Source organism: Cohnella lubricantis (assembly GCF_014212015.1).
Classification (GTDB): domain Bacteria; phylum Bacillota; class Bacilli; order Paenibacillales; family Paenibacillaceae; genus Cohnella; species Cohnella lubricantis.
The window spans coordinates 1-24,162 of sequence record NZ_JACJVN010000078.1 but is presented as its reverse complement, the minus strand read 5'-3'; the positions used below and the strand labels follow the sequence as shown (position 1 = coordinate 24,162).

The 24,162-nt window shown below is 57.4% G+C and carries 26 protein-coding genes and 2 rRNA genes; 8 read left to right on the top strand and 20 right to left on the bottom strand.

What is annotated here, in order from left to right:
• Positions 1-50 precede the first annotated feature (50 nt).
• The 6 genes from H4Q31_RS18615 to H4Q31_RS18590 form a co-directional block, all read right to left on the bottom strand.
• On the bottom strand, positions 51-353 hold the full coding sequence (locus H4Q31_RS18615) for a YtxH domain-containing protein (protein WP_185180568.1): 303 nt from the start codon (positions 351-353) through the stop codon (positions 51-53).
• Positions 354-467: 114 nt separating this feature from the next.
• Complete coding sequence (locus H4Q31_RS18610; protein WP_185180567.1) at positions 468-950, bottom strand: hypothetical protein; 483 nt, start codon at positions 948-950, stop codon at positions 468-470.
• 188 nt (positions 951-1,138) lie between these two features.
• Complete coding sequence (locus H4Q31_RS18605; RefSeq protein WP_185180566.1) at positions 1,139-1,795, bottom strand: helix-turn-helix transcriptional regulator; 657 nt, start codon at positions 1,793-1,795, stop codon at positions 1,139-1,141.
• A 106-nt stretch (positions 1,796-1,901) separates the two neighbouring features.
• On the bottom strand, positions 1,902-2,339 hold the full coding sequence (locus H4Q31_RS18600; RefSeq protein WP_185180565.1) for a DUF86 domain-containing protein: 438 nt from the start codon (positions 2,337-2,339) through the stop codon (positions 1,902-1,904).
• 3 nt (positions 2,340-2,342) lie between these two features.
• Positions 2,343-2,480 (bottom strand): hypothetical protein, encoded by a 138-nt coding sequence (locus tag H4Q31_RS18595; protein WP_185180577.1) that lies wholly within the window; start codon positions 2,478-2,480, stop codon positions 2,343-2,345.
• Between the two features lie 14 nt (positions 2,481-2,494).
• Positions 2,495-2,782, bottom strand: coding sequence for a Dabb family protein (locus tag H4Q31_RS18590; protein WP_185180564.1), 288 nt, complete (start codon positions 2,780-2,782; stop codon positions 2,495-2,497).
• 131 nt (positions 2,783-2,913) lie between these two features.
• Between H4Q31_RS18590 and H4Q31_RS18585 the strand changes: the two genes are divergently transcribed.
• On the top strand, positions 2,914-3,165 hold the full coding sequence (locus tag H4Q31_RS18585) for a hypothetical protein (protein WP_185180563.1): 252 nt from the start codon (positions 2,914-2,916) through the stop codon (positions 3,163-3,165).
• A gap of 69 nt (positions 3,166-3,234) precedes the next feature.
• Here H4Q31_RS18585 and H4Q31_RS18580 read toward each other — a convergent pair whose 3' ends face one another.
• The 7 genes from H4Q31_RS18580 to H4Q31_RS18550 all read right to left on the bottom strand — a co-directional run bounded on the left by H4Q31_RS18580 (position 3,235) and on the right by H4Q31_RS18550 (position 11,020).
• Positions 3,235-3,609, bottom strand: a complete 375-nt coding sequence (locus H4Q31_RS18580; protein ID WP_185180562.1) for a cupredoxin domain-containing protein — start codon at positions 3,607-3,609, stop codon at positions 3,235-3,237.
• A gap of 218 nt (positions 3,610-3,827) precedes the next feature.
• Positions 3,828-4,661 (bottom strand): phospholipase D-like domain-containing protein, encoded by an 834-nt coding sequence (locus H4Q31_RS18575; protein ID WP_311771761.1) that lies wholly within the window; start codon positions 4,659-4,661, stop codon positions 3,828-3,830.
• A 135-nt stretch (positions 4,662-4,796) separates the two neighbouring features.
• Positions 4,797-5,876, bottom strand: a complete 1,080-nt coding sequence (locus H4Q31_RS18570; protein WP_185180561.1) for a Gfo/Idh/MocA family protein — start codon at positions 5,874-5,876, stop codon at positions 4,797-4,799.
• A gap of 24 nt (positions 5,877-5,900) precedes the next feature.
• Positions 5,901-6,623 carry a ThuA domain-containing protein gene (locus H4Q31_RS18565; protein WP_185180560.1) on the bottom strand — a complete coding sequence of 241 codons (723 nt, stop codon included), beginning with the start codon at positions 6,621-6,623 and terminating at the stop codon, positions 5,901-5,903.
• 25 nt (positions 6,624-6,648) lie between these two features.
• Positions 6,649-7,668 carry a LacI family DNA-binding transcriptional regulator gene (locus H4Q31_RS18560; RefSeq protein WP_185180559.1) on the bottom strand — a complete coding sequence of 340 codons (1,020 nt, stop codon included), beginning with the start codon at positions 7,666-7,668 and terminating at the stop codon, positions 6,649-6,651.
• A 190-nt stretch (positions 7,669-7,858) separates the two neighbouring features.
• Positions 7,859-9,754 carry an LTA synthase family protein gene (locus H4Q31_RS18555; RefSeq protein ID WP_185180558.1) on the bottom strand — a complete coding sequence of 632 codons (1,896 nt, stop codon included), beginning with the start codon at positions 9,752-9,754 and terminating at the stop codon, positions 7,859-7,861.
• A gap of 279 nt (positions 9,755-10,033) precedes the next feature.
• Complete coding sequence (locus H4Q31_RS18550) at positions 10,034-11,020, bottom strand: Gfo/Idh/MocA family protein (RefSeq protein WP_185180557.1); 987 nt, start codon at positions 11,018-11,020, stop codon at positions 10,034-10,036.
• A 159-nt stretch (positions 11,021-11,179) separates the two neighbouring features.
• Here H4Q31_RS18550 and H4Q31_RS18545 point away from each other — a divergent pair, with 159 nt between their 5' ends.
• The gene (locus H4Q31_RS18545; RefSeq protein ID WP_185180556.1) at positions 11,180-12,568 is read left to right on the top strand and encodes an MATE family efflux transporter; all 1,389 of its coding nucleotides are present in this window, start codon (positions 11,180-11,182) and stop codon (positions 12,566-12,568) included.
• A 213-nt stretch (positions 12,569-12,781) separates the two neighbouring features.
• A complete protein-coding gene (locus tag H4Q31_RS18540) occupies positions 12,782-12,958 on the top strand; it encodes a hypothetical protein (RefSeq protein WP_185180555.1) in 177 nt (58 codons plus the stop codon).
• 103 nt (positions 12,959-13,061) lie between these two features.
• Here the strand turns inward: H4Q31_RS18540 and H4Q31_RS18535 are convergent, their stop codons facing one another.
• Complete coding sequence (locus tag H4Q31_RS18535; protein ID WP_185180554.1) at positions 13,062-14,162, bottom strand: ParM/StbA family protein; 1,101 nt, start codon at positions 14,160-14,162, stop codon at positions 13,062-13,064.
• A 231-nt stretch (positions 14,163-14,393) separates the two neighbouring features.
• Between H4Q31_RS18535 and H4Q31_RS18530 the strand changes: the two genes are divergently transcribed.
• The 5 genes from H4Q31_RS18530 (at position 14,394) to H4Q31_RS18510 (ending at position 18,338) form a co-directional block, all read left to right on the top strand.
• On the top strand, positions 14,394-15,374 hold the full coding sequence (locus tag H4Q31_RS18530) for a peptidoglycan DD-metalloendopeptidase family protein (RefSeq protein ID WP_185180553.1): 981 nt from the start codon (positions 14,394-14,396) through the stop codon (positions 15,372-15,374).
• A gap of 26 nt (positions 15,375-15,400) precedes the next feature.
• Positions 15,401-15,919: a bactofilin family protein gene (locus H4Q31_RS18525; protein ID WP_185180552.1), complete on the top strand. Its 519-nt coding sequence runs from the start codon at positions 15,401-15,403 to the stop codon at positions 15,917-15,919.
• Between the two features lie 169 nt (positions 15,920-16,088).
• The gene (gene trhO, locus H4Q31_RS18520) at positions 16,089-16,985 is read left to right on the top strand and encodes an oxygen-dependent tRNA uridine(34) hydroxylase TrhO (protein WP_185180551.1); all 897 of its coding nucleotides are present in this window, start codon (positions 16,089-16,091) and stop codon (positions 16,983-16,985) included.
• Positions 16,986-17,130: 145 nt separating this feature from the next.
• The gene (locus H4Q31_RS18515; protein ID WP_185180550.1) at positions 17,131-17,232 is read left to right on the top strand and encodes a sporulation protein YjcZ; all 102 of its coding nucleotides are present in this window, start codon (positions 17,131-17,133) and stop codon (positions 17,230-17,232) included.
• Between the two features lie 80 nt (positions 17,233-17,312).
• Positions 17,313-18,338: an LLM class flavin-dependent oxidoreductase gene (locus H4Q31_RS18510; protein WP_185180549.1), complete on the top strand. Its 1,026-nt coding sequence runs from the start codon at positions 17,313-17,315 to the stop codon at positions 18,336-18,338.
• Here the strand turns inward: H4Q31_RS18510 and H4Q31_RS18505 are convergent.
• The 6 genes from H4Q31_RS18505 to H4Q31_RS18480 form a co-directional block, all read right to left on the bottom strand.
• Positions 18,304-19,113 carry a hypothetical protein gene (locus H4Q31_RS18505; RefSeq protein WP_185180548.1) on the bottom strand — a complete coding sequence of 270 codons (810 nt, stop codon included), beginning with the start codon at positions 19,111-19,113 and terminating at the stop codon, positions 18,304-18,306. The genes H4Q31_RS18510 and H4Q31_RS18505 overlap by 35 nt on opposite strands.
• Positions 19,085-20,347, bottom strand: coding sequence for a M48 family metallopeptidase (locus tag H4Q31_RS18500; protein WP_185180547.1), 1,263 nt, complete (start codon positions 20,345-20,347; stop codon positions 19,085-19,087). The genes H4Q31_RS18505 and H4Q31_RS18500 overlap by 29 nt, the downstream gene beginning before the upstream one ends.
• A gap of 45 nt (positions 20,348-20,392) precedes the next feature.
• Complete coding sequence (niaP, locus tag H4Q31_RS18495) at positions 20,393-21,622, bottom strand: niacin permease NiaP (RefSeq protein WP_512698817.1); 1,230 nt, start codon at positions 21,620-21,622, stop codon at positions 20,393-20,395.
• A 190-nt stretch (positions 21,623-21,812) separates the two neighbouring features.
• Positions 21,813-23,384: an L-glutamate gamma-semialdehyde dehydrogenase gene (pruA, locus tag H4Q31_RS18490; protein WP_185180545.1), complete on the bottom strand. Its 1,572-nt coding sequence runs from the start codon at positions 23,382-23,384 to the stop codon at positions 21,813-21,815.
• A 171-nt stretch (positions 23,385-23,555) separates the two neighbouring features.
• Positions 23,556-23,672, bottom strand: a 5S ribosomal RNA gene (gene rrf / locus H4Q31_RS18485).
• A 197-nt stretch (positions 23,673-23,869) separates the two neighbouring features.
• Positions 23,870-24,162 (bottom strand): 23S ribosomal RNA (locus tag H4Q31_RS18480); the annotation flags it as partial.

Genomic DNA, 24,162 nt, shown 5'->3' with positions numbered 1-24,162 from the left:
GCCGCCCCGCGGGAGAGAGCGGCTTCTTGGCAACGAATTTCCTGCTCGAATTATTGAGCGGCCGATTCCTCGGAGGCAGCTTCCGCTTCGGTCTCTTCCTTCTCTTTGCGGCTCAATTTGCTGCGGATCTCGGATGCCCAGTCGCCCGAGCGTTTGACGATATTTTGCGCTGTGCTGCCTGCCATGCGCGAGATTTCGACCGTTTTCTCTCCGACAGTCTGCGCCGTATCCTTGATGTCCTTGCGCAGCTCGCTTCCCTTCTTAGGAGCGAACAACAGGGCAGTGACCGCGCCAGTGACGGCGCCTGCCAGCGCCCCGTAGAGGAATGATTTAACCACTTTCTTCTCTGCCATATTACCAGAACTCTCCTCTCGGTTCGGACTGTCCGAACGTTGCCTCCCGCGCAGCCCAGTTGATCTTGGCTTGCCGTCGGGCCGATTCTTCTCTGTCTGCTAACGTTCGGACGCTTACCGGTTCTCTTCCGCCGGCTCTTCCGGTTGGCGAGAAGCCGGATGCGTCGTGCTGGCTGCGCGGCGAAGCGTCTCCCATAGGGAGAAGCCCACTTCCATCCAGTCCATCGCCTCCCCGAGACGGCGCGTCTGGCGATCCGCCGTCTCGGACAGCCTGTCGGATAACCGTTCGGTCCACTCAACGACGGTGCTTGCCGCTGCGTATGCAGCTGTCTGCGCGGCTTCTCCGATCGCCCGCCCCCCTTCCGCGAGCGACTCGAAGCCGCTAAGGCTCCTTCGGCATTGCTCCGCTGTCTCGGATGCTTCCTTGCCAAGCCGCCGCCACTGCTGCAGCGTCGCTTCTGCTTCCTGCTCCAGCCGTTCAAGCGAATGGCTCCACTTGTTCAGCAAGCGGCGAACAGCGACGGCGGCGGCTGCAATTGCTACGATCGCGATAAGCCCAAGCGCCGAGAGCACATAAGCGGTCACTTCCCATGCCACAGAACGCGCCTCCCTTCATCCGATCTCGATCAACCGGGACATTCGCCCATGCGGTTAATGTAGTATAAGAATTCTGGGCTCGTCTTGACACAACGGACAGGCAAGAAAATCCGGATGCTTGGGCTGCGCAGGCGCACACAGCAAAAAACACGCCTCTCTCAGCAGGCGTGCAATCAGTCCATTATTCTTTATTCGGATACGGCGGAAGGCTTCCGGCGGATCGCATACGTACAGCGCATGCCGCTGTCGGCCAGGCATTCCGTGCGCACCACATCGGCGCCTAACAGCTCGCTGAACAGCTCTTGTTCGCAATGGCAGGCTTGCCGGTAACGATTCGCCACTTGGGCGATCGGGCAGTTGCGCTCGTGCAGCCTGAAGCCGCCGTCCTCATCCCGCTCCCAATCCGCCATATATCCGCCGGCGTTCTGGATGGAAGCAAGCTCAGCGACCCGTTCTTCCAGCGTCTTGCTCGACATTCGTTCCCGGTAACGCGCTTCCAGCTTGACGCGGCGGCCCGAGAACAGCTTGCCGACCAGTTCGGCGCCCCCGGGCTGCTCCTCTAACTCGGCCAATAGATCCAAGGCCAGGTGCGGATAATTTTTCGGAAATAGATCATCTGCCTGCTCGGTCAACGAATACCGGTAAGAAGGCCTGCCCATCGCTTGGCGGACCGCTGCGGATCGGACGAAGCCTTCCCGCTCCAGCGAATGGATGTGCCGGCGGACGCCCATCTCGGTTATGTCCAGCGCCTTGGCCAGTTCAAGGATGCTGCAATCGCCCCGGGTTCGAAGCAGGTGAAGAAGCCGGTCGCGGGTTGTTCCTTCTACTTGCGGCAATCGAAGCATCCTCCTTCCAAGGCGTTCCATACCGCCAGCGCCTCTCTTGATTTCCTTCATTGTACCGGATGTCGGCCGGGGTGTAAAAGAAAAAAACAAGGCAGCCTGTTAAAGGCTACCTCGCTTCCCATGGATCCAATTCTTGACGCAAATACGCTCGAACGTCCGCGGCGAATCGCCCTAGCAGATCCGGCAATTCCTGCGTCAGCGGCTGCAGCGTCCCGCGCGGCCAGCTGTCATAATCTTGAACGAGCGGCTTGCGCAGCGACACCAGCTCGCGGAAGACAGCCGCCTGCGCCCCCGGAAGAACGCCTTCTCCGGCAATGACGTCGATGATATCTTCATAACTGCTGGCATCTCTCATCATGAAGCCGTCGATCAGGAAGCTTCCGACGTCCGTCACGATCTCGAGTGCCAGATGAAGCGCACGCTCTTGCGCAAGCCCCTCCAGCAGCGTTCCCTTCCATTCCGACGCTAGCGCCTGAAGGGCAGCCGCCAGATCCGGAATGCAGGCCAGCCGGTTCTCGATTCCTTCCCGATTCACATAGTACATAGCTTACCCCTCGTCATCCCGGCGTTTGCGTTTGCCTTTACGCTTCAGCCATACGACCATGATAAAGGCGCTGATGATAATGACCAGCAGATAGGTCATCATCTCGTACAGATCTCCTGCACCCGAGTCGGTCGAATTCACAAGCTCTCTTCCCTTCAATATTCGTAATCAACGCTGATGGACGTCTCTCTAGCTTCGTTCATATACGCGATTACTTTCTTGTGCTCCGGGTGAACCTGATACGCTTCAAGTCCGTCCAGATCGCGGAATGTCGTCGTAAGCGCGATATCGAAAGAACGCTCCGAATGAAGCACGTCGGTGCCGACTTCGATGGACAGCAGCGATTCCACCTTGCCTTCCAGGTTCTTCAGCATCGCGGCCGCTTGCGCCACACTCTCCGCGCTCCGGTCTTTCAACTTGAACAATACGATATGCTTGATCACGAGCCGTCAACTCCTTCTGCACGATATATACCCAATTATAAAGCAAATAGGCGATCTTCGCATGAGCCTGTCCCTGAACAAGCATACTATAGGTTAGATAAGGAGCCCATCTCGCGGAAAGGAGACCATTCGTGCGCTATCGAGTCACCTTGGCATGCACGCTGATCGGCGTAGCGCTCTGCCTGTTCAACGCCACCGGCTACGATCCGCATAACATCTTCCTGTTCATGCTCAGCGTGCCGATCTGGTTCGTTGAAGTGTTCGGAGATATTCATCAAGTCAACGTCTGGTTCATGTACCTGCTTACCGTTCTGAGCTGGGCTGTCATCGGTTACTTGGCCGACAAGGGAATCGCCCGGACCCGGTCGAGACGCTCGGCATAACGTCCACTTCTGCAAAAAAAGGAGCCATCCGGCTCCTTTTTCCCGTGAACATGCGTTAATCCGAATGAATTACTCGACGATGACTTTAGCCGTCATGCCGGCATGACCTTGCCCGCACTGAATCGAGCAGTGCAGATCGTAAGTTCCCGGTTCAGTGAAGGTATACTCCATTCGCGGGTTGTCCTTCGTTAAGTTGATGTTCAATTCGTCGATCGCGGCGCCGTGATTGCCCAGATTGTTCGAGAAGCTGATAACGTACGGCGTACCCGCCTTCACATGGTATTCCTCTTCATTGAAGTTAAAGTTGGTGGCGGTAATCTTCAGAAGCTCTGTGCCTTCCGCCAATTGTTCTTCCTTCGGCTTCTCGGGCAGCCCTTGCGCGAGCAAATATACGCCGAACAAGCATGCGATTACAATCAATGCGGGCATAATCCACTTGTACATTGATGCTCCCCCTGCTTCCTTCGAATGTCTCCCTCCTATATTACCTAATATCCCCGATTAATCTCAACTGTTCGAATGGGACGGCCGTCAACTTTTTTTCACATTTGACAAAATGATGAACAAAAGTGGTGCGCCATCCTATAGAGGGAGGATCTTCCGGACCGGCTGCCGCACGATGTGTCAGTCGATCCGCCGCATTAGCTGCGGTTAGCTTCCGGTCAGCTTCCGGCTTTGCGGTATCCCGCGCTAACCGCCTCATCTTCCGTGCAGAACATCGCTTCCGGCTTCGTCGCCTCATATTGCGCGCCGCCCGGCACATGATAGATCTTGTCGCCTTTGGCATTGATGTTGCCTTTGATCTGCGGGTTCGGGCACGATGCGAGGGCAGCGGCCTCTTCCCCTTGCTCCTGCTGCTCCTTGGCGTCTTCTGCGCCGCTCTTCTCGCTATCGCTGGCTTCCGGCATTGCGATGCTTGCCTGCAGCGTCTCGAAGCGGCTGTCATCATTCCACATCGCTTCGAACTGCTCTTCGAACGAACGCGCGATACCTTCGTCATGGAACACAACGAACACTTCATCGTTGGCGGTGCTTGCGGCCTTCGAATAGTTGAAGGAGCCCGTCGTCGCCACTTGCCCGTCGGCCACCGTCATTTTCAGATGCATCAGTCCGCTATGGGTGTTGATCTTGAGCGGAATGCCGGCGCTGCCGAGGAGCTTGAGCGCTTCCTTCTGCGACTTCCCGCTCGCTTGGATGCGGTCGGTGATGAGACGCACCTTCACGCCCCTCTGCGCGGCATTCTTGATCGCTTGGACGATGTCCGGGTACGTCAAGCTATAGACGGCGATATCGAGCGTCTCGTTCGCGCCGTCAATGATCGCCGTAAGCCGCTGCTCCGGATGCTGGTCCGCCTGCGTGAACGCCCACTCGACTTGCCCATCCTTCAGCTCCCCGGTCGCCGGCGTCGCCGAGCCGCCGGTCAGCGTGCAGCCGGCCAGCAGTACGAACGCCGCCAGCATCAGAAGCCCCGCCGTTAATGTTCGCGTCCCCTTCACAGCCATCTTCCTCTCGTTGCCAGCTTATGGACTTCGCCAAGTGATCATTATCCCACCCGGGCCGTTGGCAAGTCAATGGACGGAAAGAAGCAAGGACGAGAGCGAACGCTTGGCGGGCCTGATGCGCCATTCGGCCTACTCGAGAGGCAGCAGCTCCGGCTTCGCGCAAGTGCTCTTCATCGAATAATGGATGCCTTGCTCGGAAGCGTCATGGAAGCCGTGCATCGCCTCCAGCACATGATACGCGAGCTCGCCGTTCGCGCGATGCTGCCGCCCGGCCAAGATCGCAGCCGCCATATCCGCCGCGCCGATGCCGCGGGCATTGTCGTCGTTGCCGTAGGCAAGCGGCATCTCCTTCCATTCGCTGGCGCCTGCGCGCTTCAGCAGAATCGGCCCGCCGAACGTATTCGGATCCGGGACGCGCAGCGTTCCCGCGCTGCCGTACACTTCGATGTTCGGCAATTGGGAGCCGCCTTTGACATCGAAGCTGGTGAGCAGCGTGACGACCGGCCCCGCCTCGAAGTCCAAGATGCCTGCCACGTGCGTCGGCACCTCCACATCGATTCGCTGGCCGAACTTCGGCTGGCTCTTAATGGTCCGCTGCGGATAGGAGATGCGCGCCGAGCCGGTCACCCGGCGGATCGGGCCGAACAGCGCGACCAGCGCCGTCAAGTAGTAAGGGCCCATATCGAACATGGGTCCGCCGCCCTTGCGGTAATAGAATTCCGGATCCGGATGCCAGCTCTCGTGCCCGCCGCTCATCATGAACGCCGTCGCGCCGATCGGCGTGCCGATCCAGCCGTCTTCAATCAGCTTGGCGCACGTCTGGATGCCGCCGCCCAGGAACGTGTCCGGAGCGCCGCCGATGTACAGCCCTTGCCGCTTCGCCGTCTCGAGAATCCGTTGCCCTTCTTCTCTCGTCACCGCCAGCGGCTTCTCTACATAGACATGCTTGCCCGCTTCCAGCGCCTGCAGGCAGACTGCCGCATGCGCTTGCGGGATGGTCAGATTAATGACCATCCCGATCTCGTGATCGGCGAGCAGTTCTTCCACCGTGCAGCCGCGGATGCCGAATTCGGCCGCTCTCGCCTTCGCGCGTTCGACGTCCAGATCCGCGCATGCGACGATCTCCATTGAGGCGAACCGGCTGCCGTTCTTCAAGTATATGCCGCTGATATTGCCTGTTCCGATGATGCCGACTTTCATTTTCTCCATCCCACTCGCTCCCCTCGAGGACTATTAGAGTTGATTATCTGCCATGCCGGTATACGAACCGAACGATACAGAGCTATTCGCGGCTGCCGCCTTGCCTTCCGCACACCAGAGGAAGCCGCGCCGCATCATCTCCGTAACGACGGGAATGTCGACGATATCCGCATGATGGCCTAAGGAATTGTAGTACACCCGTCCGGCGCCCCAGCGCTTCGTCCAAGCAACCGGCATGTCGACAGGCTTATTCAGCGAATGCGGCCCGGGAACGACCGGGAAGCGCGTTGTCGCCAGCACTTCGACCGCCGGATCGATGTGCAGATAATATTGCTCGGTCTTAACGGTGAAGTCGTCGAGGCCTTCGACTAGAGGGCTGCTCCCTCTGGCGATGTGGACGGCATACTCGACACCGTCGTTGCCCGGATGGGCGACCCATTGCCCGCCGGTCATGAACTGCCAGTCGGTGTTCTCGCGGAACGAGTCGCACATGCCGCCGTGACAGCCGGCCAAGCCGACGCCCGACTGCACCGCGTTCGATACGTTGGTCACCCACTGCTGCTCGATTCGGCCCATCGTCCATACGGGAACGATCAGGTCGAGTCCCTTCAGCTTGCTCTCATCCGCGAACGCTTCGAGCGTGTCTGATACTTCGACTTCAAATTGCTCCTTCTCCAGCACGTTCCGGAAAATGTCTGCCACCTCGCGCGGCTGATGGCCATCCCAGCCGCCCCATACGATCAATGCCTTTCTCATCGTTCCTTCTCCTCCCGTTGTACGCTTATCTGCTGGTTTGCCTAACGACAAGGCTCGTTCGCAGCACTTCGCGAATGACGCCTCGGCTTGCCTTCTCTTCCTTCATGCTCTCCATCAACCGCTCGGCTGCTAGCTTGCCCATCTCGTAGAAGGGAACCGCGACCGACGTCAGCGAAGGATCGAACCAGTCCGCGATATCGGAGTTGTCGCAGCCGACAATCGCGAGCTCCTCGGGTATGCGGCGGCCTCTCTCCTTCAACCCTTGAATGAGCCCGACCGCCATCCGGTCGTTCGCGCAGACCAATCCGTCCAGTTGATCCAGCTGCCGATCGACCGCCTCTGCTGCCTTGTAGCCGCTCGAGCGGCTGTAGTTCCCTTCGAATTGTAGCGATGCATCCGGCTCAAGGCCCGCTTCCTTCAGCGCCAGCCGGTAGCCTTCCTGTCGGTCTGCGCTGTTCGAATAATGCGGCGGTCCGTTCAGGAAGCCGACACGCCTGCAGCCTATGCCGAGCAGATGCTTCGTCGCCGAGATGCTGCCCTCCGCATGATCCGCGCAGACGAACGAGATTCGCGGATCGTCATACCGCTGGTCGACGACGCAGAACGGCAGCTGCTCTTCCGCCATTCGGGCGATCGCCTCTGCTTCATGGCTGGCTGCGCTTGCCCCAAGCACCAAGCAAGCGTCCACCCGCTGCGTGGCGAACAGCGACACGTAATCGAACGGTTTAAGCGGATCCCGGTACAGCAGCAGCAAGCCCTGTCCCGATGCTCTCGCCGCTTCTCCGATGCCGCTTAACATCTCGGAGAAGTAATACGTGGAGAACAAATGAACCTTCGGCACATGCGGCAGCACGACGCCGATGTTCCCGCTCTTGCCTCTGGCGAAGCTGGCCGCCACAGCATTCAATTGATAGCCGAGCTTCTCGGCGGCTTCCCGCACTCGCTTCCGCGTCGACTCCTTGATCGGACCGACACCGTTCAAGACGCGGGATACCGTCGCCTCGGACACGCCGGCGAGCGCCGCCACCTCTTTGCGAGTCGCCATCGGCCCGCATCCCTCCCGTCGCTTCATTGCGCCTCGGCGCCAACCTGAAGCTTTGCAATCGGTTACAAATGTACGCGCGTACATTATCTCACCCGATCGCCTCCCCGTCAATGCATAAAGAAAATCCTTCGGGCCTGTTCGCCCGAAGGATTGATGTCTTGCGCTTGCCCGCGCCGATGAATCTAGGAATTCACTGCGGATCTAGGCTGCCGTCGGCTGGCCCGATCTTCTCGTCCTTGTCCGGAAGCTGCTTCACGTAACTGTCGGACATATTCAGGAGCTTAAGCGCATTGTCATATTGCTGCTCGGTCGTACCGGTCGCCGACTCGCTGTTGTCGAAGACCGAATAGTTGGTTCCGTCTTCGTAAGAGATGCCCGGCAAGAACACTCTCGTATCGTTGATGAACGATCCGGTCGGCAGGAAGTGCCGCATCGGCACCAGGTTCGTATCTTGATTCAGCAGATCTTGGCCGAAGTGGATCTGATTCGCCATGGATACGCCCAGCAGATTCGCGACCGTAGGCATCACATCGATCTCGGCGCCCATTTGCTGAATCTTGTCCGGATAGGTCACGCCTGGCGCATGAAGAATCAGCGGAATGTTAAACATATCCGTATAGCCGTAGTCGCGGCCCAATATCTCATGCATCAGGTCTTTCTCTTTGTTGTCCAGCGCGTACAGCGACACGCCTTGGTGGTCGCCGTAGAACAGGACGACGCTGTTGTCCCACAGTCCGCTTGCCTTCAACTGGTCGACGAATTGCCCCAGCGCCCAGTCCGCGTAATTCTGCGAGCGGATGTAGTCGCCGACGAACGTTCCTTCGTACCGTTCCGGCAGCTCCATCTTATACTTGCGTTCCGGAATGTTGAACGGATGGTGCGCGCTCTGCGAGATGACCATCGCGTAGAACGGCTGGCTGTTCTGGTCCATCTCCTTCAGCACCGGCAGCGTCTTGTCGAAGAGCACTTCGTCGGATGCGGAGAACGCGACATGGTCGTCATCGCCGTAGAACTTCTTGTCATAATACTTCTGCCAGCCAAGCGCCTTGTACAGCTCGGTCCGGTTCCAGAAGCTGATCTCGTTCGTATGGAACGTCGCCGTGTTGTAGCCCGCGTCCCCGAGAAGCTTCGGCAAGCTCGGCAGAGCCTTGTCCGCATAATGCTGAATGGCCGGCTCGTGCTGCGGCACATACAGCGAAGTATTGACCGTGAACTCGGCGTCCGAAGTGGTTCCAGCGCCTACGTTCGTGTAGAAGTTGTCGTAGTGGAAGTTCTCTCTTGCCAGCTTGTTCACGTTCGGCGTAATTTCCTTGCCGTCGATCTTCAGATCGATAAGGAAATTCTGGAACGACTCCATCTGAATGATAATCAGGTTCTTGCCCTTGTCGGCTCCGAAGTAAGCTGGCGCCGCCGGATCTTTGATGCCCTTCAGCTGATTGATCGCATCTTGGGTAATATCCTTCTGGTCGATCAATTCTTCCTCTTGCGTCGAATCCGCGAAGATCGTATAGACCTCGTAGTTTAAGATGCCCATGCCTTCGGCTTTCTTAAGCTCGTTCATGCTCGCGTGATTCGGCCAGATGCTGAAGATGCACAACGCCACGGACAGCACGAACGCTCCGGACAACAAGCGCCTGTTAATACGTTTGTTCATGCCAATGCTTTTCAACTTCGCGATCGTCTTCGGCCGCACCATGAACATGCCGATAATGATGATGTCGACGAAGATCAGCAAATAATAAGGATCCATCAGCGAATAGGTGCTCTCGCCTACTTGCGTCACCTTATCCGCCTGGTTCAACGCATGGTAAGTGACGATGATGCCGTAATATTTGTAATACATGAGTACAGCGAAGTAGAGAAACGTGATTACTAGATTGACGGCCATATAGTAAAGAAATTTACGTTTGCTGGCGAACCATTCGATTAAGCAGAATATAATCCAGAAGAACGGAATTTCCGTAACGATCGTCTCCCAGGATGGACCGTCGTCGAATACGACGAACCATGCCAATGCGCCCTTGATCAATAGAATAATCGTAAAAAAGATAAAGGGTCTGTTGCGTAAAGCCCGTATAATCGACATACCTCTCCCCTTCCTTCCGCGCGCAAAAGACAGGCTGGATGGGCGAACAGCCTGTCATCTATGCGTCTTCCCCTGTCCATACTTCGCAGTCGTAGTTCATTGATAGAGACATTATGCTACGCCATTATTACTTTGTCAAAAAGAAACTTATACCGACACCTAGATTTTATGAAGATTTTAACTTAGAAGTTCCGCCGCCCGACTCGGACTTGCAGGCCGCTTGTACTAACCTATGCGGACACGCCTGCGAATGTGCTTTATTTCGGCAGAAGTATTCCGTTACGCGCGATCCGCCGGGTAGACAAGCCCCATCTGCCGTCTCGCTTCATCCATTACTTCCATGACGGCGAGAGAATTCTCGAAGGAGTTGACCGCCGATTGGGACGCGCCTTCGGCGATCAGATCGATGAATTCCTGCACCTCGTACCGCATGTCCTCGTCCGATTGCGGCACGCCCACCACTTTCGTACGGCCGTCGCGGTAACGGAGCTCGATCCGTCCGGGCTGGCTGATGCGGTCGATCAGGATGCTTCCCTCTTCGCCCTGAATTTCGCTGGGCAGGCAGGAATTTGCGATTTTTGAATATTGCACGACGCCCTCCATGCCCTCATACTTAAGCAGCAGACTTCCCTCGCCGTCGACGCCGGAGGACAGCATTATCCCGTTCGCGCGAATCTCGAGCGGCTTGCCGAAGAGCACGATTGCCGGGTAGAGGCAGTAGATGCCTAAATCCATTAAGGCTCCGTTCGAAAAGGCGGGATTGAAGGCGTTCAGCACCTCCCCCTTCCGGAAGGCGTCATAGCGCGAGGAATACTGGCAGTAGCTGCCGAAATATCTTCTGACCTTGCCGATGGACGGCAAATGATCGCGGATCGCTTGGAAGCCCGGCATCAGCGTCGACTTCATCGCCTCCATCAGCAGCGCGCCGCCGCGGCCCGCGGCTTCGATCATGGCGCGCGCCTCGCGCGCGTTCGAAGCGATCGGCTTCTCGCACAGCACATGGACGCCGCGTTCCAGACAGGCGATCGCATGCTGCGCATGGAAGCTGTTCGGGCTTGCGATATAGACGGCATCGATCTCCCCGCTCTCCGCCATCTCCGCTACGTCTGTATAAGTATGGGCCGCTCCGTGCCTAGCCGCGAATTCGCGCGCCTTCTCCTCCGTCCGAGAGTAGACGGACGTCAGCTTGAATGGGGCTATGCTTGCCGCTGCACGAAGGAACGCTTCTGTAATCCAATTCGTTCCGATAACGCCGAATCTGGTCATGCTGTGAATCACTGCTCCTTGATGATCAGTTGGGATATTGAAAGTTTCCGTTTGAATACTGACACACGAATTGCATTATAGCATCTATAATTTGTTCTGAATATGAGTTCGCCGGCTCGATCTTCATCATGAGCGCACGACCACCAGGAGGTTGGAAAGGTGTTAACCACCGATAAGAAATTTACGCTATGGGCATTAGCTTGGCCCATATTTCTAGAGATTCTGCTTCAGACGCTGCTTGGTTCGGTGGATACCGTCATGGTTAGCCGCATCTCCGACGATGCCGTCGCGGTCGTCGGCTTCGCGACCCAGCTGTTTAACGCGCTGAACACGCTATTCATCACGATCGCGAGCGGGGCCGGCATTCTGATCGCCCAGCGGCTCGGCTCCAAGCGTCAAGAGGATGCACGCACCATAGCGATTATGGCCGTTACGATCAGCACGGCGATCGGGCTTGTCATCAGCACGATGCTGTATCTGTTCCCTCGTCCCATCGCCGGCATGCTGCAGCTGTCCGACGAGCTGATGCCGCTGGCGGACGTCTATATCTCCTACGTCGGCGGCGGGATGTTCATGGTCGCGATGACGGCGGCCTTGAGCGCTTCTATTCGCAACACAGGCAATACCCGGGCGCCGATGTACGTCGGCATTGCAATTAACCTGATCCATATCGTCCTGAACTACTTATTTATCTTCGGTTCGTTCGGCTTCCCGAAGTGGGGCTTGGCCGGCGTGACGGTGTCCGATAACATCTGCCGGTTCCTGTCCGCCGCGTTGCTGCTCTATATGTTCTTATTCAGCTTCGAGAGGCGCATTAGGCTGTCAGACTTCCGAGTCTTCAAGCCGAAGCTGCTTAAGGATATTCTGAAGATCAGCTGGCCGCTTGGCATCAACTCGAGCTGCTGGGTGCTATCCCAGCTCGCGATCTATTCGTTCCTGGCCATGCTCGGCGCCAAGGAGCTCGCCGCGCGCACGTACATGAATACGCTGGAGTCGTTCTGCTTCACGCTTGGCTTCGCTATCGCGCTAGCCGCCCAGATCCAGATCGCCCACTTGTACGGAGCTGCGAGAACGCGCGACGCTTACAAGGCAGCCTACAAGGCGCTCTTCATCGGGGAGACTCTCGTCATTGCGTTCTCCGTGCTTCTATATCTGATGGGCCGGCACGTGCTCGGCCTGTTCACGACGGACCCAGAGATCATCTCGATGGCCATTCCGCTTCTCGTGCTCAATCTCATCTTGCAGCCTGGGAAAATGCTCAATATGGCGCTCGGCAACTCGCTTAGCGCCGTCGGCGATACGCGGTATATTATGATGACGTCCATTGCTTCCATGGGATTGATCGCGACGGGCTGCTCTTACTTTCTCGGCATTCACTGGGGATGGGGGCTCATCGGCATCTATTGCTCCATGATCGCAGATGAATACGCCCGCGGCATCCTCTCTTACCTCCGTTGGCGCAAACGCAAATATTTGCGCAAAGCGGAAGCCGCCTTTAACCAGAGCCAGCCGCCAGCCGCGCAGGCCGGCGCTTCCTTAAGCGTGTGACATTTAAGGTTAAATTAACATTGCCCTCAGGTCATTCTAAGGGACGAGGCGTAATATAATCTTACGACCCCTTCTGATATATAGATTTTGGCCCGCGCCGTTACGGCGCGGGCCCTTTTTTTATATTGCCGGCTTTGCAAGATCTTTGCAAAGCCGTGCTAGCATTCGCGGTTCGATCAGGTACAATGGAAAGAAAACAAGAGGTGCCTGGCCATGAACAATTCCAAGTCTCAGTTCCTCCCGCTCTCCATTCTCGGCATCATGATCCTCATCTTCGGCGTGGTCGATATTATCTTCGTCAATCCCGTGATCGGAATCGTTCTCGCCGTCATTGGCGCGATATTGGCCGCGTTCGGTTGGAGCCGGCACAAGAAGCTGAAGCGGCAATAATGTGTCGCAGCATTGAATGAAGATTACAATGCACAAAAAAGCAGCGGCTCAGGCGGGGGGACTGACCCCCTAGCGTGAGACCGCTGCTTTTGTGCATTGCTGCTTAGAACGAGCTCGCTTCCATCTGGTTCATCTTGTTCCGAGCCAGCTTCAGATAGCCTTCCACGTTCTGCAGCTCGCTGTTCTCGATGAAGCGAAGCCGCATCGAATCCGCCGCTTCCAGAATGTAAGGCTTAAGCGCCGCGGCGCCTCCGCCAAGCACATAGAAGCATTGAATATCCGGGTACTTCTTCCAACGCTTGCGAATCAGATCAACGATCTTCTGCGCGGCGCGCCCGAAGTACGTGTCCACGATCGGCCGAATGTCGGCTTGTCCTTCGCCGACCCGCTGAATGATGTATTCGCCTCGGCGAATGCGCTGAACGAGCTTCGTCCGGCTCGGGAAGCGATAACCGAATTCATCTTCGACATCGCGGATGATCGAATCCAGGTACGAAGCGAGTCCGAGCTGCTCCCCGGTGCTGAACTGATTGTCGATGCTCATTCGCTTCACGACCGGGAAGTCCGTCGTGAGCGCGCCCATCTCGCAAATGCCGATGCAGCCGTAGTACAGTTCCTCATCGCGAACCTGCAGATTGTCGTTGGTCGCCATATTGAACAGCGCTGCCGCTCCTTCGACGGAGATGATGGCCCGGCGAATAACGAGACGTACCGTGCGGCCGCGCAGCTTAGGCGTGGAGAGGAACGATACCTCATGCTCGCCGACGAGCCGCTCCTCGAACGCCTGATGGAACTTCGCATAGGTGCGGACGGGAAGTCCGGTTCCGATCACATATTCGATCTCGTCCGCCGCCTGGCCCGGCTCGCGAGCGGCGCCCGCTCCCATCACTCCAGCGTATGCTAAGGCGGTCAGCGCAACGATTAGCGATTGGTCGCTCGTCGCCTTGTTGTCCGTCTCCTCTTGCTCCGCATTATCCTGATCCTCCGAAGCGATTAGCCCGACGAAGGTGCGCACGCTCTTCTTCTTCAGCTTCGGACTGTAGACCATTACGTCAAGCGCCTTGAGCGGCGAATCTTCCTCTTGAAGCACAAGCCGGTCGTATCCGGGAGATACGACATTCGGAATAATGATCGGTTCGCTGCTCCCGTTCACGATCAGCTTCACGCTGTCGTTCCCGATGTCGATGCCCGCCAATCTAACCATAATAGTCCTCCTATCCATCTGTCGCGCGAATGTACGAAGTACGGACAGCTCGGAACTCGCCGCTGTCGGTATCTAATTAGTCGTCTATCATTATCCATTTCTCCTTAGTCCGACAAAATCCTGCTTATTTCGTCGTAATGTTGAAAAATTTTCCTCAAAAAAAGGAATATTGTGCCTTTGCGTCGAATTAGCCCTCTTGACGATGCTGCTCATTGAACCAGGAGGTCAGTCATGAAGTGGAGCTTTAAGCGGTTCACATTCGTGGTTATTCCGGATGCGAACGGTTCGGTTAAACGGATCAATCTCCCCGCCGTCGTTGTCATCTTGATCCCTATTCTTTTTGTGCTGCTAATTCTGTCCGTCATTTATCTCTATTTGCTGTACAGCGGCAATATCGGCAGTATCAGCACGCTGCAGACCAAGCTGGCGGATTCCTCCTCTCAATACGAGAAGATTCTAGCCGATAAGAACAACAACATCGATACGCTGCAGACGCAAGTCGTCAGCCTCTCCGAGAAGGCTCAGTCGATTCAGAAGAAGCTGGAGGAAGTGAACGAGCTCGAGACCCAGGTGAAGAACATGGTTGGGCTTAAGACCTCCGACACTTCCAAGAAGACGCCGACCGGCGCTGCCATCGAGGATGGCGATCCGCAGGACGGAGGCGTCGGCGGCGAAGACATTCCGGTCACCGACGCGGAGATTACGAGCCTGCTGAACGATACACTCAACGGCCTTGCGAAGCTGGACCCGGCTGTTGAGGAGATGAAGAGCCGTCTGGAGAGCACCAAATCCGAGATTGCCAAAGAGCAGGCCAAGCAGAAGAAGATCCCGACGATCTGGCCGACGGACAGCCGGCGCATTACGTCTCAATATGGCGTGCGCAAGGATCCATTCACCGGCAGCGCCCGATTCCATGCCGGAATCGATATCGGAGGCAGTACCGGAGATCCTATCTACGCGGCAGCAGACGGCGTCGTGGTGCATTCCGGCAAGGACGACGCGGAAGGCAATAACATTACGGTCGACCACGGCAACGGAATCCGCACGAGGTACATGCATATGAGCAAGCTGATCGCCAAAGTCGGAGACAAAGTGACCAAGGGCGAAGTGATCGGCGAACTCGGTTCGACCGGACGCAGCACCGGGCCGCATCTTCATTACGAAGTGCTGGTGAACGGCGACACGACCGATCCCATGGCATATATCAACTAGAGCAGAGAGGGCTGTGAACAACAACGATGATGAAGAAGAAGACGAAGATCGCTCCCGGCACGACCGATACGTTAATTGGCGAAGGCAGCACGTTCGAAGGCAAGATTCGTTCCCGGGCGAGCGTCCGCCTGGAAGGCGAGATTACCGGCGACCTGGAATGCGAAGGCGACGTCATTATCGGCGAGGAAGGAATCGCCCGTTCCAACGTCACGGCCCGCAACGTCGTGCTCGCCGGCAAGGTTCACGGGAACATCACCGCTAGAGGCAAGCTGACGATCAAATCGTCAGGCCATCTGTCCGGCAACTTGAGCGCCGCCGAACTGGCGATCGAGTCTGGCGGATTCTTCAAGGGGATCAGCAAGATGGAGGATAAGAATGGATCGAGCGAGCTCGCCAAGGAGCCATCCGAGCAAGAGAAGCCTGCCGCAAGCTCCGGCGCTCTATCCCCTGCCTCCGGCTCGCGGAACTCTTATGGATCGAGTTCTGCAGGGAGCTCCAACCAGCTGCGGAACGACAACAGCTCCGCTCTGTTCAAAGAATGGTAAAGCGAAGAACAGCAGACATCCTCCGAGGCCTTCGGCTGAAGCGGATGTCTTTTTTTGATTCAGCTTCCACGAATCCACGCTTTCCCCTACCTGCCGCCGATGTGATATACTAGTAGGCGGTTTATGCGCACTTCTCGACTAACAAATTCATTCGAATAAGGTGAATCCAATGGAACCAAACCAATATAGAGTGCTTCTCTTCTATAAATATGTGAGCGTCCCGAACGCCGAAGAATTCGCCCGCGAGCATCTGGCTTACTGCAAGGAGCTTGGCGTCAAGGGCCGGATTCTCGTCGCTTCCGAAGGCATTAACGGAACGCTGTCTGGAACCTTCGAGCAGACGGAGCAATACATGCGCGATCTTCGCGCCAATCCGCTGTTCGCAGACACCGTCTTCAAGATCGACGAGAACGAGGGCCATGCCTTCAAGAAGATATTCGTGCGCTACAAGCAGGAGCTTGTCACGCTGCGCTTCGATGAAGAAGAGCTGGATCCAAACGTCATCAGCGGCACGCGCCTGAAGCCGAAGGACTTCTACGAGCTTCTGCAGCGGGAAGACGTCGTCGTGCTTGACGGACGGAACGGTTACGAATACGATCTCGGCCACTTCCGCGGCGCGATCCGTCCTGACGTGGACAGCTTCCGCGAGTTCCCCGAGTGGATCCGCAGCAACATGAACGAGTTCAAGGACAAGCCGGTGCTGACCTACTGCACAGGCGGCATTCGCTGCGAGAAGCTGAGCGGGCTTCTGCTGAAGGAAGGCTTCCGTGAGGTGTATCAGCTAGACGGCGGCATCGTGACCTACGGCAAGGACGAAGACGTCAAAGGCCGGCTGTTCGACGGCAAATGTTATGTATTCGACGAGCGAATCTCGGTGAAGATCAATCATACCGAGGAGGACGTCGTCGTCGGGCGCTGCCGCCATTGCGGCAAGCCTTCCGACCGGTACATTAACTGCGCCGACGATACTTGCCATCTTCAGCACATCTGCTGCGAGGAGTGCGATTCCGAGCATAACGGATATTGCTCCGAGAAGTGCGCCGTTCACGACCAAATGGCCGGCTAATGTCCAGTAAACGCCGGATAATGGCCTAGCTGGGCGGGCGATCGCGGATTGTTGCGCCCAACCGCTGCAGACCCGGGACATGACGGATATCACGGCATATGCTAGGAGGGAAGTTAACCATCCTTGCTCGAAGGCGGTGATACATGTGAGTCATCCTGTCGCAGGCACCGGATACGGCGGCGCGGCGTTCGCTCTCGTCCTGTTCGTATTGCTGGTCATCATTCTTCGCGCGGGCTGGACATTCTGATCGCTCCGCATCTTCTCTCCAAGCCATCGCGCCAAGAGGCGCGGTGGCTTTATCTTACATACATAGGAGGATTATCGCCAATGAAGCTTAGCATCCTGGACCAAGCCCCGCTGTCATCGGGCCGGACGGCTCGCGACGCGCTTGAGGAGGCCGTTCGGCTCGCGCAGGCGGGCGAGAAGTTCGGTTATTCGCGGTATTGGATGGCCGAGCATCACGATCTGCCCGGCCTCGCTTGCAGCGCCCCGGAGATCATGCTCAGCTTGATCGGCGGGCAGACCCGATCGATCCGGCTCGGAGCCGGCGCCATTCTGCTGCCTTACTACCGCCCCTACAAGGTCGCCGAGACGTTCAACCTGCTATCGACGCTGTTCCCCGGACGAATTGACCTGGGCATCGCCCGCTCGCCCGGCGGCTCAGCGGAAGTGTCCATAGCGCTCGCGGACCGATTCCTCGAGAACGTCTGGAAGCTGCCCGAAGCGTTCGAGGAGCTTCTGCGTTTCCTAGACGGCAATTATCCCGAAGACCACCCTTATGCCCGAATCGCGGCGGCGCCCATACCGTCCGCGCCGCCGGAGCCTTGGATTCTCGGCACGAGCGTGAAGAGCGCGAAGCTGGCCGCCGAGCAGGGCGTGCCGTATGCCTTCGGCCACTTCATGAACACCGAGCACGCAGAAGAAGCCATCCGCGTCTATCGCGAGCAGTTCCGCCCGCTGCGATCGCTTCAGCAGCCCTATGTGATGCTCGCCGTGTCCGCCGTATGCGCGGAGACGACCGAGCAGGCGAGGGCCGTTGCTCTCAGCTCCTACGCTTGGAGAAGGCAGCTTGCGCAAGGCTCAGCTCCTGCACAAGGCCTCCCGTCCATCGCCGAAGCCGAGCGTATGCTTCAAGGAGAAGACCAGGCCGATCTGCTGCGGCGCATGCAGACCAGCGCTGCTATTGGACAACCCGGCGAAGTTGGCGCAAGGTTGAAGGCTTGGAGCCGGACCTATGAGGCGGACGAGCTCTTGATTATGTCGTATGCGCATGATTTCGAGCATCGGCTCCGTTCCTACGATTTGATCGCCCGCGAACTCATAGCGGAGGGGCAAGAAGCCGCATTTTCATAAGCCAATGCCATACCTCCTCGCTAATCAGATCCAGATTCGATAAGCCATTCCCATCGATGAAGGGAGCTCTACTGCGGAAATAATCGGCGTGCCCGCCAACGATCGGTACAGATACGATGTTCCCCGGAGCATGCTGATCGCGCCTCCATGTCCGCCATCTTCTGCTCCCCGGCGAATGCCATCCCCCGAAGGTGCCCAGCCTTGTGACCGGATCGGAATAGACGACCTGCCTCCCCTCTCTTCCCCTTCTGCGGGCGGCATGAAGATACAGCACCGAGCCGCGCAGCTCATCTGGTATCCGGCACTTCGGCGAGCCGATCATGACGACGGGACAGGGTGTCCCCCCCATCCGCGCCAGCAGCAGGCTTGACGCATGGACAGCCGCTACTCCTCCCCCGCTATGGCCGATCAGAATCGGCAGACGAGGGCGTTCACGGTCTTCGCAGCCTTCGCGGCCCCGGCTATCTTCCTCATGCAGGCTCGCCTCCCGATCCCGCGTAATCGCCTCGAGCACGTGCCTGCCGCCGATCGAGCGCTCCAGACGATCCGGGCTAAGCCGCATGTCGCGGCGAATCTCCAGCAACTGCGAGACCGGGCCTCGGCTCCAATCGCCATAGGGGAACAGCAGCTTGGAACGCACTCTCGCCCCCGCCTTCTCCAGCCGGCCCTGCAGCGACACGCGGAATTCCTCCATGAAGAGCGGCGCCGTACGGAAGCCCGCAATGAAATACAAATCCGAGTTAATCTTAGCGCTGTTCGTTGAATCGCAAGGCATCGGCCATTCTCTCCATATCGCTCGGGTGGGTATCGCGGAACCAACGGACGAGCAGCGGCGGATTGACGTCGCTTAAGGACGCGACAGCCATCCCTTGGTACATCGGAATCGCCGCGTCCGCGTTGCCAATCAACCGCATTCCATACCGATCCGCCGCCGCTTCCGCTTGCCTGGAGACTGCGTTCGTGATTGGCAGCGATACGAAGGACAGCACCGAGAGCAGCAGCAGCAGGAGCGGCAGCGCCGCAAGATCCGATCGGGAGCGTATGCCCCAGCGCTCGCCTCGCCGCCTCAGCAGCCATTCATACAACCACGCGCCAAGCCGCAGCATGACCAGTGAAGAGGCTACCGCGCCGACAGCGCTCCATTCCAGATGGTGCATCGCATAATGTCCGATCTCATGCGCCATGATGAGCAGAATCTCCGGCTCGTTCAGCTTCTGAAGCGTCGTGTCCCAGAGCACGATGCGAAGCGACGGACCGATCCCCGTCACGTAAGCGTTCATCGCATTCGTCTTGGCGGACATCGCCACTTCATAGACCCGGTCCGCATGTATGCCGGCATCGGCGGCCAAGCTTAATATTTGCCTCTCCAATTCCGGATTGGTCAGCCGGCTGAATTGATTGTACAGCGGATCGATGACGACAGGCTGTATGTACATCGTGAACAAGGTGAACGGAATGGAGATAAGCCATAGCTTGAGCCACCAGCGCCCGCGACGAGACAGCAACCAGAAGAGCACAGCCGTGACGAGGAGGTATGTGATATAACTGACGCCGAATTCCACAAGCTTGTCCCGCATCCAACCAGAAGCCGGCTGTGTCGTAATGCCGTACGACTTGGACAAGGCGTAACTGAAGATTCGCAGCGGCAGATAGAGAACAAACGTGAATAAGCTCACAAGGAATACATATATGGGAAACCTAATTGCCAGAAGGAGCTTCGTCCGCTCCAGCCCCTCCTTCCACTTGCGGGCGATGCCGCTGGTCAGCAAAGCGAGATAAATCAGCCATTCCCAAGGGCCGCTCATGAAGAAGATCCAATTCCGTAGGGCATTCAGCCGTTCGCTGTCATGAAGCTGTTCGGGCGTATAGAAGGTGGCCGGATCGACGGCCGTTCCCTTATAGGCGTCCGGCACGTCATTCGAAGACGTGCACCAGACGTAGGCGGCCATGAGGATTGCGTAGACCGAGAAGAGGAGTACATATCGTGCCAAGGCAGAACGAATTCGCAACGGAATAAGCCTCCTGTTCTGAAAATGTTATGAATTGGCCGCGCCTTAACCAGCCCCGGCCGGAACCGCATCCGGATCCGTCTCCTTCGTCTCCCGAGCCAAGAACAAGACAGTCAGCGCGCCAATAACGATCGCGACGAAGAAGATCATGAAGATCGAGCCGATCGCGACTTCCCTGTCCATGAGAAGGCCGACCAAATACGGGCCTATGACGCCGCCGATCCGGCCGAACGAGGCGGCCATGCCGACGCCGGTAGCGCGAATGTCCGTAGGGTACAGCTCCGGCGTATAGGCGTACATTGCTCCCCATGCGCCTAAGTTGAAGAAGGATAAACTAATGCCGGCCGCCAATAGCGCCCCTTCCGTGGGTGCGTTGCCGAACCAAGCGGCGCAGGCTGCCGTCAGCAGCAAGTAGACGACCAGCACGAACTTGCGGCCGAACCGCTCGATCAGATAGGCCGCCGTGAAGTAACCCGGCAGTTGGGCAAGCGTCATGATCAGCACGTATTCGAAGCTTCTCACCAGATCAAACCCCATCTTGACCATGACAGTCGGCAGCCACAGGAACATGCCGTAATACGAGAATACGACCGTGAACCACAGCACCCACAGCGCTGCGGTCTGGCCGGCATGCTTGGCCGACCATATGGACGCGAACCGCCGACGGAACGGGAGGCGAGCCTTGCGCCGGTCGAACTTCGGCGAATCTTCGATGCTCCGGCGCAGATAGATCGCGTACAGCGCAGGCAGAGCGCCTATGATAAGGGCGATGCGCCAGCCATAGGTTGGAATGACGAAGTAAGAGATCAACGCAGCGATGAGCCAACCGCCGGCCCAGAAGCTCTCGAGCAGCACGACAGCTCGTCCGCGATCCCTTGCCGGCATCGACTCGGATACGAGCGTAGAGGCGACAGGAAGCTCGCCGCCGAGACCGAAGCCGACGACGAAGCGGAGCGCGCACAGCATGGCGAACCCAACTGCGAAGGCGGACAGACCGTTCGCGACGGAGAAGATCAGCAGCGTCGCTACCAGAATGTTGCGGCGGCCGTAACGATCGGCGAGCGCGCCGGAGACCGCCGCGCCCACTGCCATGCCGATTGAGTTCACCGCGGTGAGCACTCCTCCTTGCTCCGCGCTTAACTGCCATTCGACGGTCAACGCCGCGATGACGAAGGAGACAAGCCCTACATCCATCGCATCGAACAGCCAACTCATCCCGGCGCTGCCTAGCAGTCTTCTTTGCTTCGGCTCCCGTATCCATGAAGGATTATTTATGATGCGCACCTCCTCGGGCCATAGCGTTCCCGAAAGCTTCCAAGGACAATCAAGTCCATCATCTTCTAACCTCTATCTTCATCCTCAGCTTTATGGAAGTCAACCACTACAATTGCAGATACAATTACAGAAGCCCTCCCATCCGTTCGCAGGAGAGAGGGCTTGCTAAGCGCTTGTTCCCGATCCGAACTTACCCGGTCTTGAAGGAGATCGCTTTCGCTTGGGTGAACAGCAGCAAGTAATCGTGGCCGCCGGCCTTGGAATCGGTGCCCGACATGTTGAAGCCGCCGAACGGGTGCGCGCCGACGAAGGCGCCGGTACATTTGCGATTCATGTATAGATTGCCGCAATGCATCGTCTCCGCAGCTTCTTCTATCCGGTCAACGTCCGTCGAGAAGAACGAACCCGTCAATCCGAATTCTGTATCGTTGTAGAGACGGATCGCCTCACGCCAATCCTTCGCCTTGGCGATCGCCAGTATTGGACCGAAGATCTCCTCCTGCATAATGCGTGCTCCGCCTTCCACATCCACGAATACGGTCGGTTGAATATAGTAGCCGTTGCCTCCGGCAATTCTGCCACCGACTGCCAGCGTTCCTTCACCGCGGCCGATCTCGATGTAGTTAAGAATTCTGCGATAAGAGCTCTCGTCAATGACAGGGCCGATCGGGCAGTTCCTCTCCGGCATTCCGACCGCAAGTCTGCGGGTCAGCTCTGTCACTTTCGCGACGACTTCGTCATAGACGTCTTCCACGATAAGGGCACGGGAGCCGGCGGAGCACTTCTGTCCCTGGAATCCGAACGCGGATGTGACGATCGCTTGTGCGGCAGCATCCAAGTCAGCCGTCTCATCGACGACGATGCCGTCCTTCCCGCCCATCTCCGCAATGAGGCGCTTCATCCAGATTTGACCCGGCGCGACTTCCGCGGCGAGCTTGTTGATGCGAAGGCCGACCTCCTTCGAACCTGTGAAGCTGATGAACCGCGTCTTCGGATGGGTCACCAAGTAATCGCCTATCTCGCTGCCGCTTCCCGGGAGATAGTTGATAACGCCATCCGGCAGGCCAACCTCCTCCATTAGCTTGGCGAACTTGTAAGCGATGACCGGCGTGGGGGATGCCGGCTTCAGCACTACCGTATTGCCTGCGACCACAGCAGCCGAGGTCATGCCGGCGCAGATCGCCAGCGGAAAGTTCCATGGCGGAATAACGACGCCGACACCTAGCGGAATGTAAGAGAATTTATTTCGCTCACCTTGAATTTGAACCAGCGGCATCGTCTCGTTGATCTGGCTGAGTCGAATCATCTCGCGGGCGTAGTACTCCAGGAAGTCGATCGCTTCGGCCGCATCCGCATCGGCTTCGGCATAGTTCTTCCCGGCTTCCAACACCATCAGCGCGGAGAATTCATGCTTCCTCTCCCGCATGAGGCGGGCGGCTCGGAACAGATAGCTCGCCCGCTCGACGACAGGCGTCTTCTTCCAACTCTCGAAGGCGAACAAAGCGGCCTGCATCGCTTGCTCCGCATGTTCCAGATCCGCCTTGCTCACATACCCGACGACTTCATCCAGATTGCCCGGATTAACCGACTTGGTCATCAGATCCGTGAAAATCTTCTCCGCGCCGATTCGAAGAGGGATGCTGGCACCGAGAATCGTCTTCGTTCGGGCGATGGCCGCTTCCATCGCCATTCGGTTCTCTTCCGATTGGAAATCCGTCAAAGGCTCGTTAGCATAAGGAGCGATGCTTTGCCACTCGTTCATCGATCGGGCTCCTCTCCTTATATTCATGCGTTGTACTTCATTGTATGTGCGAATGCCTCTATTCTCTAATTAAAAAAGAGCCAGATTACCGGCCCTTTTAGCAAAGTATATGAATCAGTGCAACAAAAAAGAGAAGAACCAAATGGATCTCCTCTTCTTCCTATATAGCCGGCCCGGCAACGTCCTACTCTCCCAGGACCCTTCGGTCCAAGTACCATCGGCGCTAGAGGGCTTAACGGTCGTGTTCGAGATGGGTACGCGTGGAACCCCTCTGCCATCACCACCGGACCGGTGTCTAGCCAAGGCTTGCGCCTTGATAACCGGATACGAAACGATTTGCGCGTTTGTGAAGCGTCGTGCTCTAACCTTACTGTGTGCTCGTGCATGTGCCCTTAGCATCCGTTGGTGCTGGTGCACATGCCGACGCTTTTCCGTTGGAAAAGCTGCGTATGCTTCCGAAGTACCTTTCTGACGAAAGGTTGGAATAGGATAAGCCCTCGACCGATTAGTACTCGTCAGCTGCACGCGTTGCCGCGCTTCCACCCCGAGCCTATCAACCTGGTGTTCTTCCAGGGGTCTTACGAATTGGGAAATCTCATCTTGAGGCGGGCTTCGCGCTTAGATGCTTTCAGCGCTTATCCCTCCCGCACTTGGCTACCCAGCGGTGCTCCTGGCGGAACAACTGGTACACCAGCGGTGCGTCCATCCCGGTCCTCTCGTACTAAGGACAGCCCCTCTCAAATTTCCTACGCCCGCGACAGATAGGGACCGAACTGTC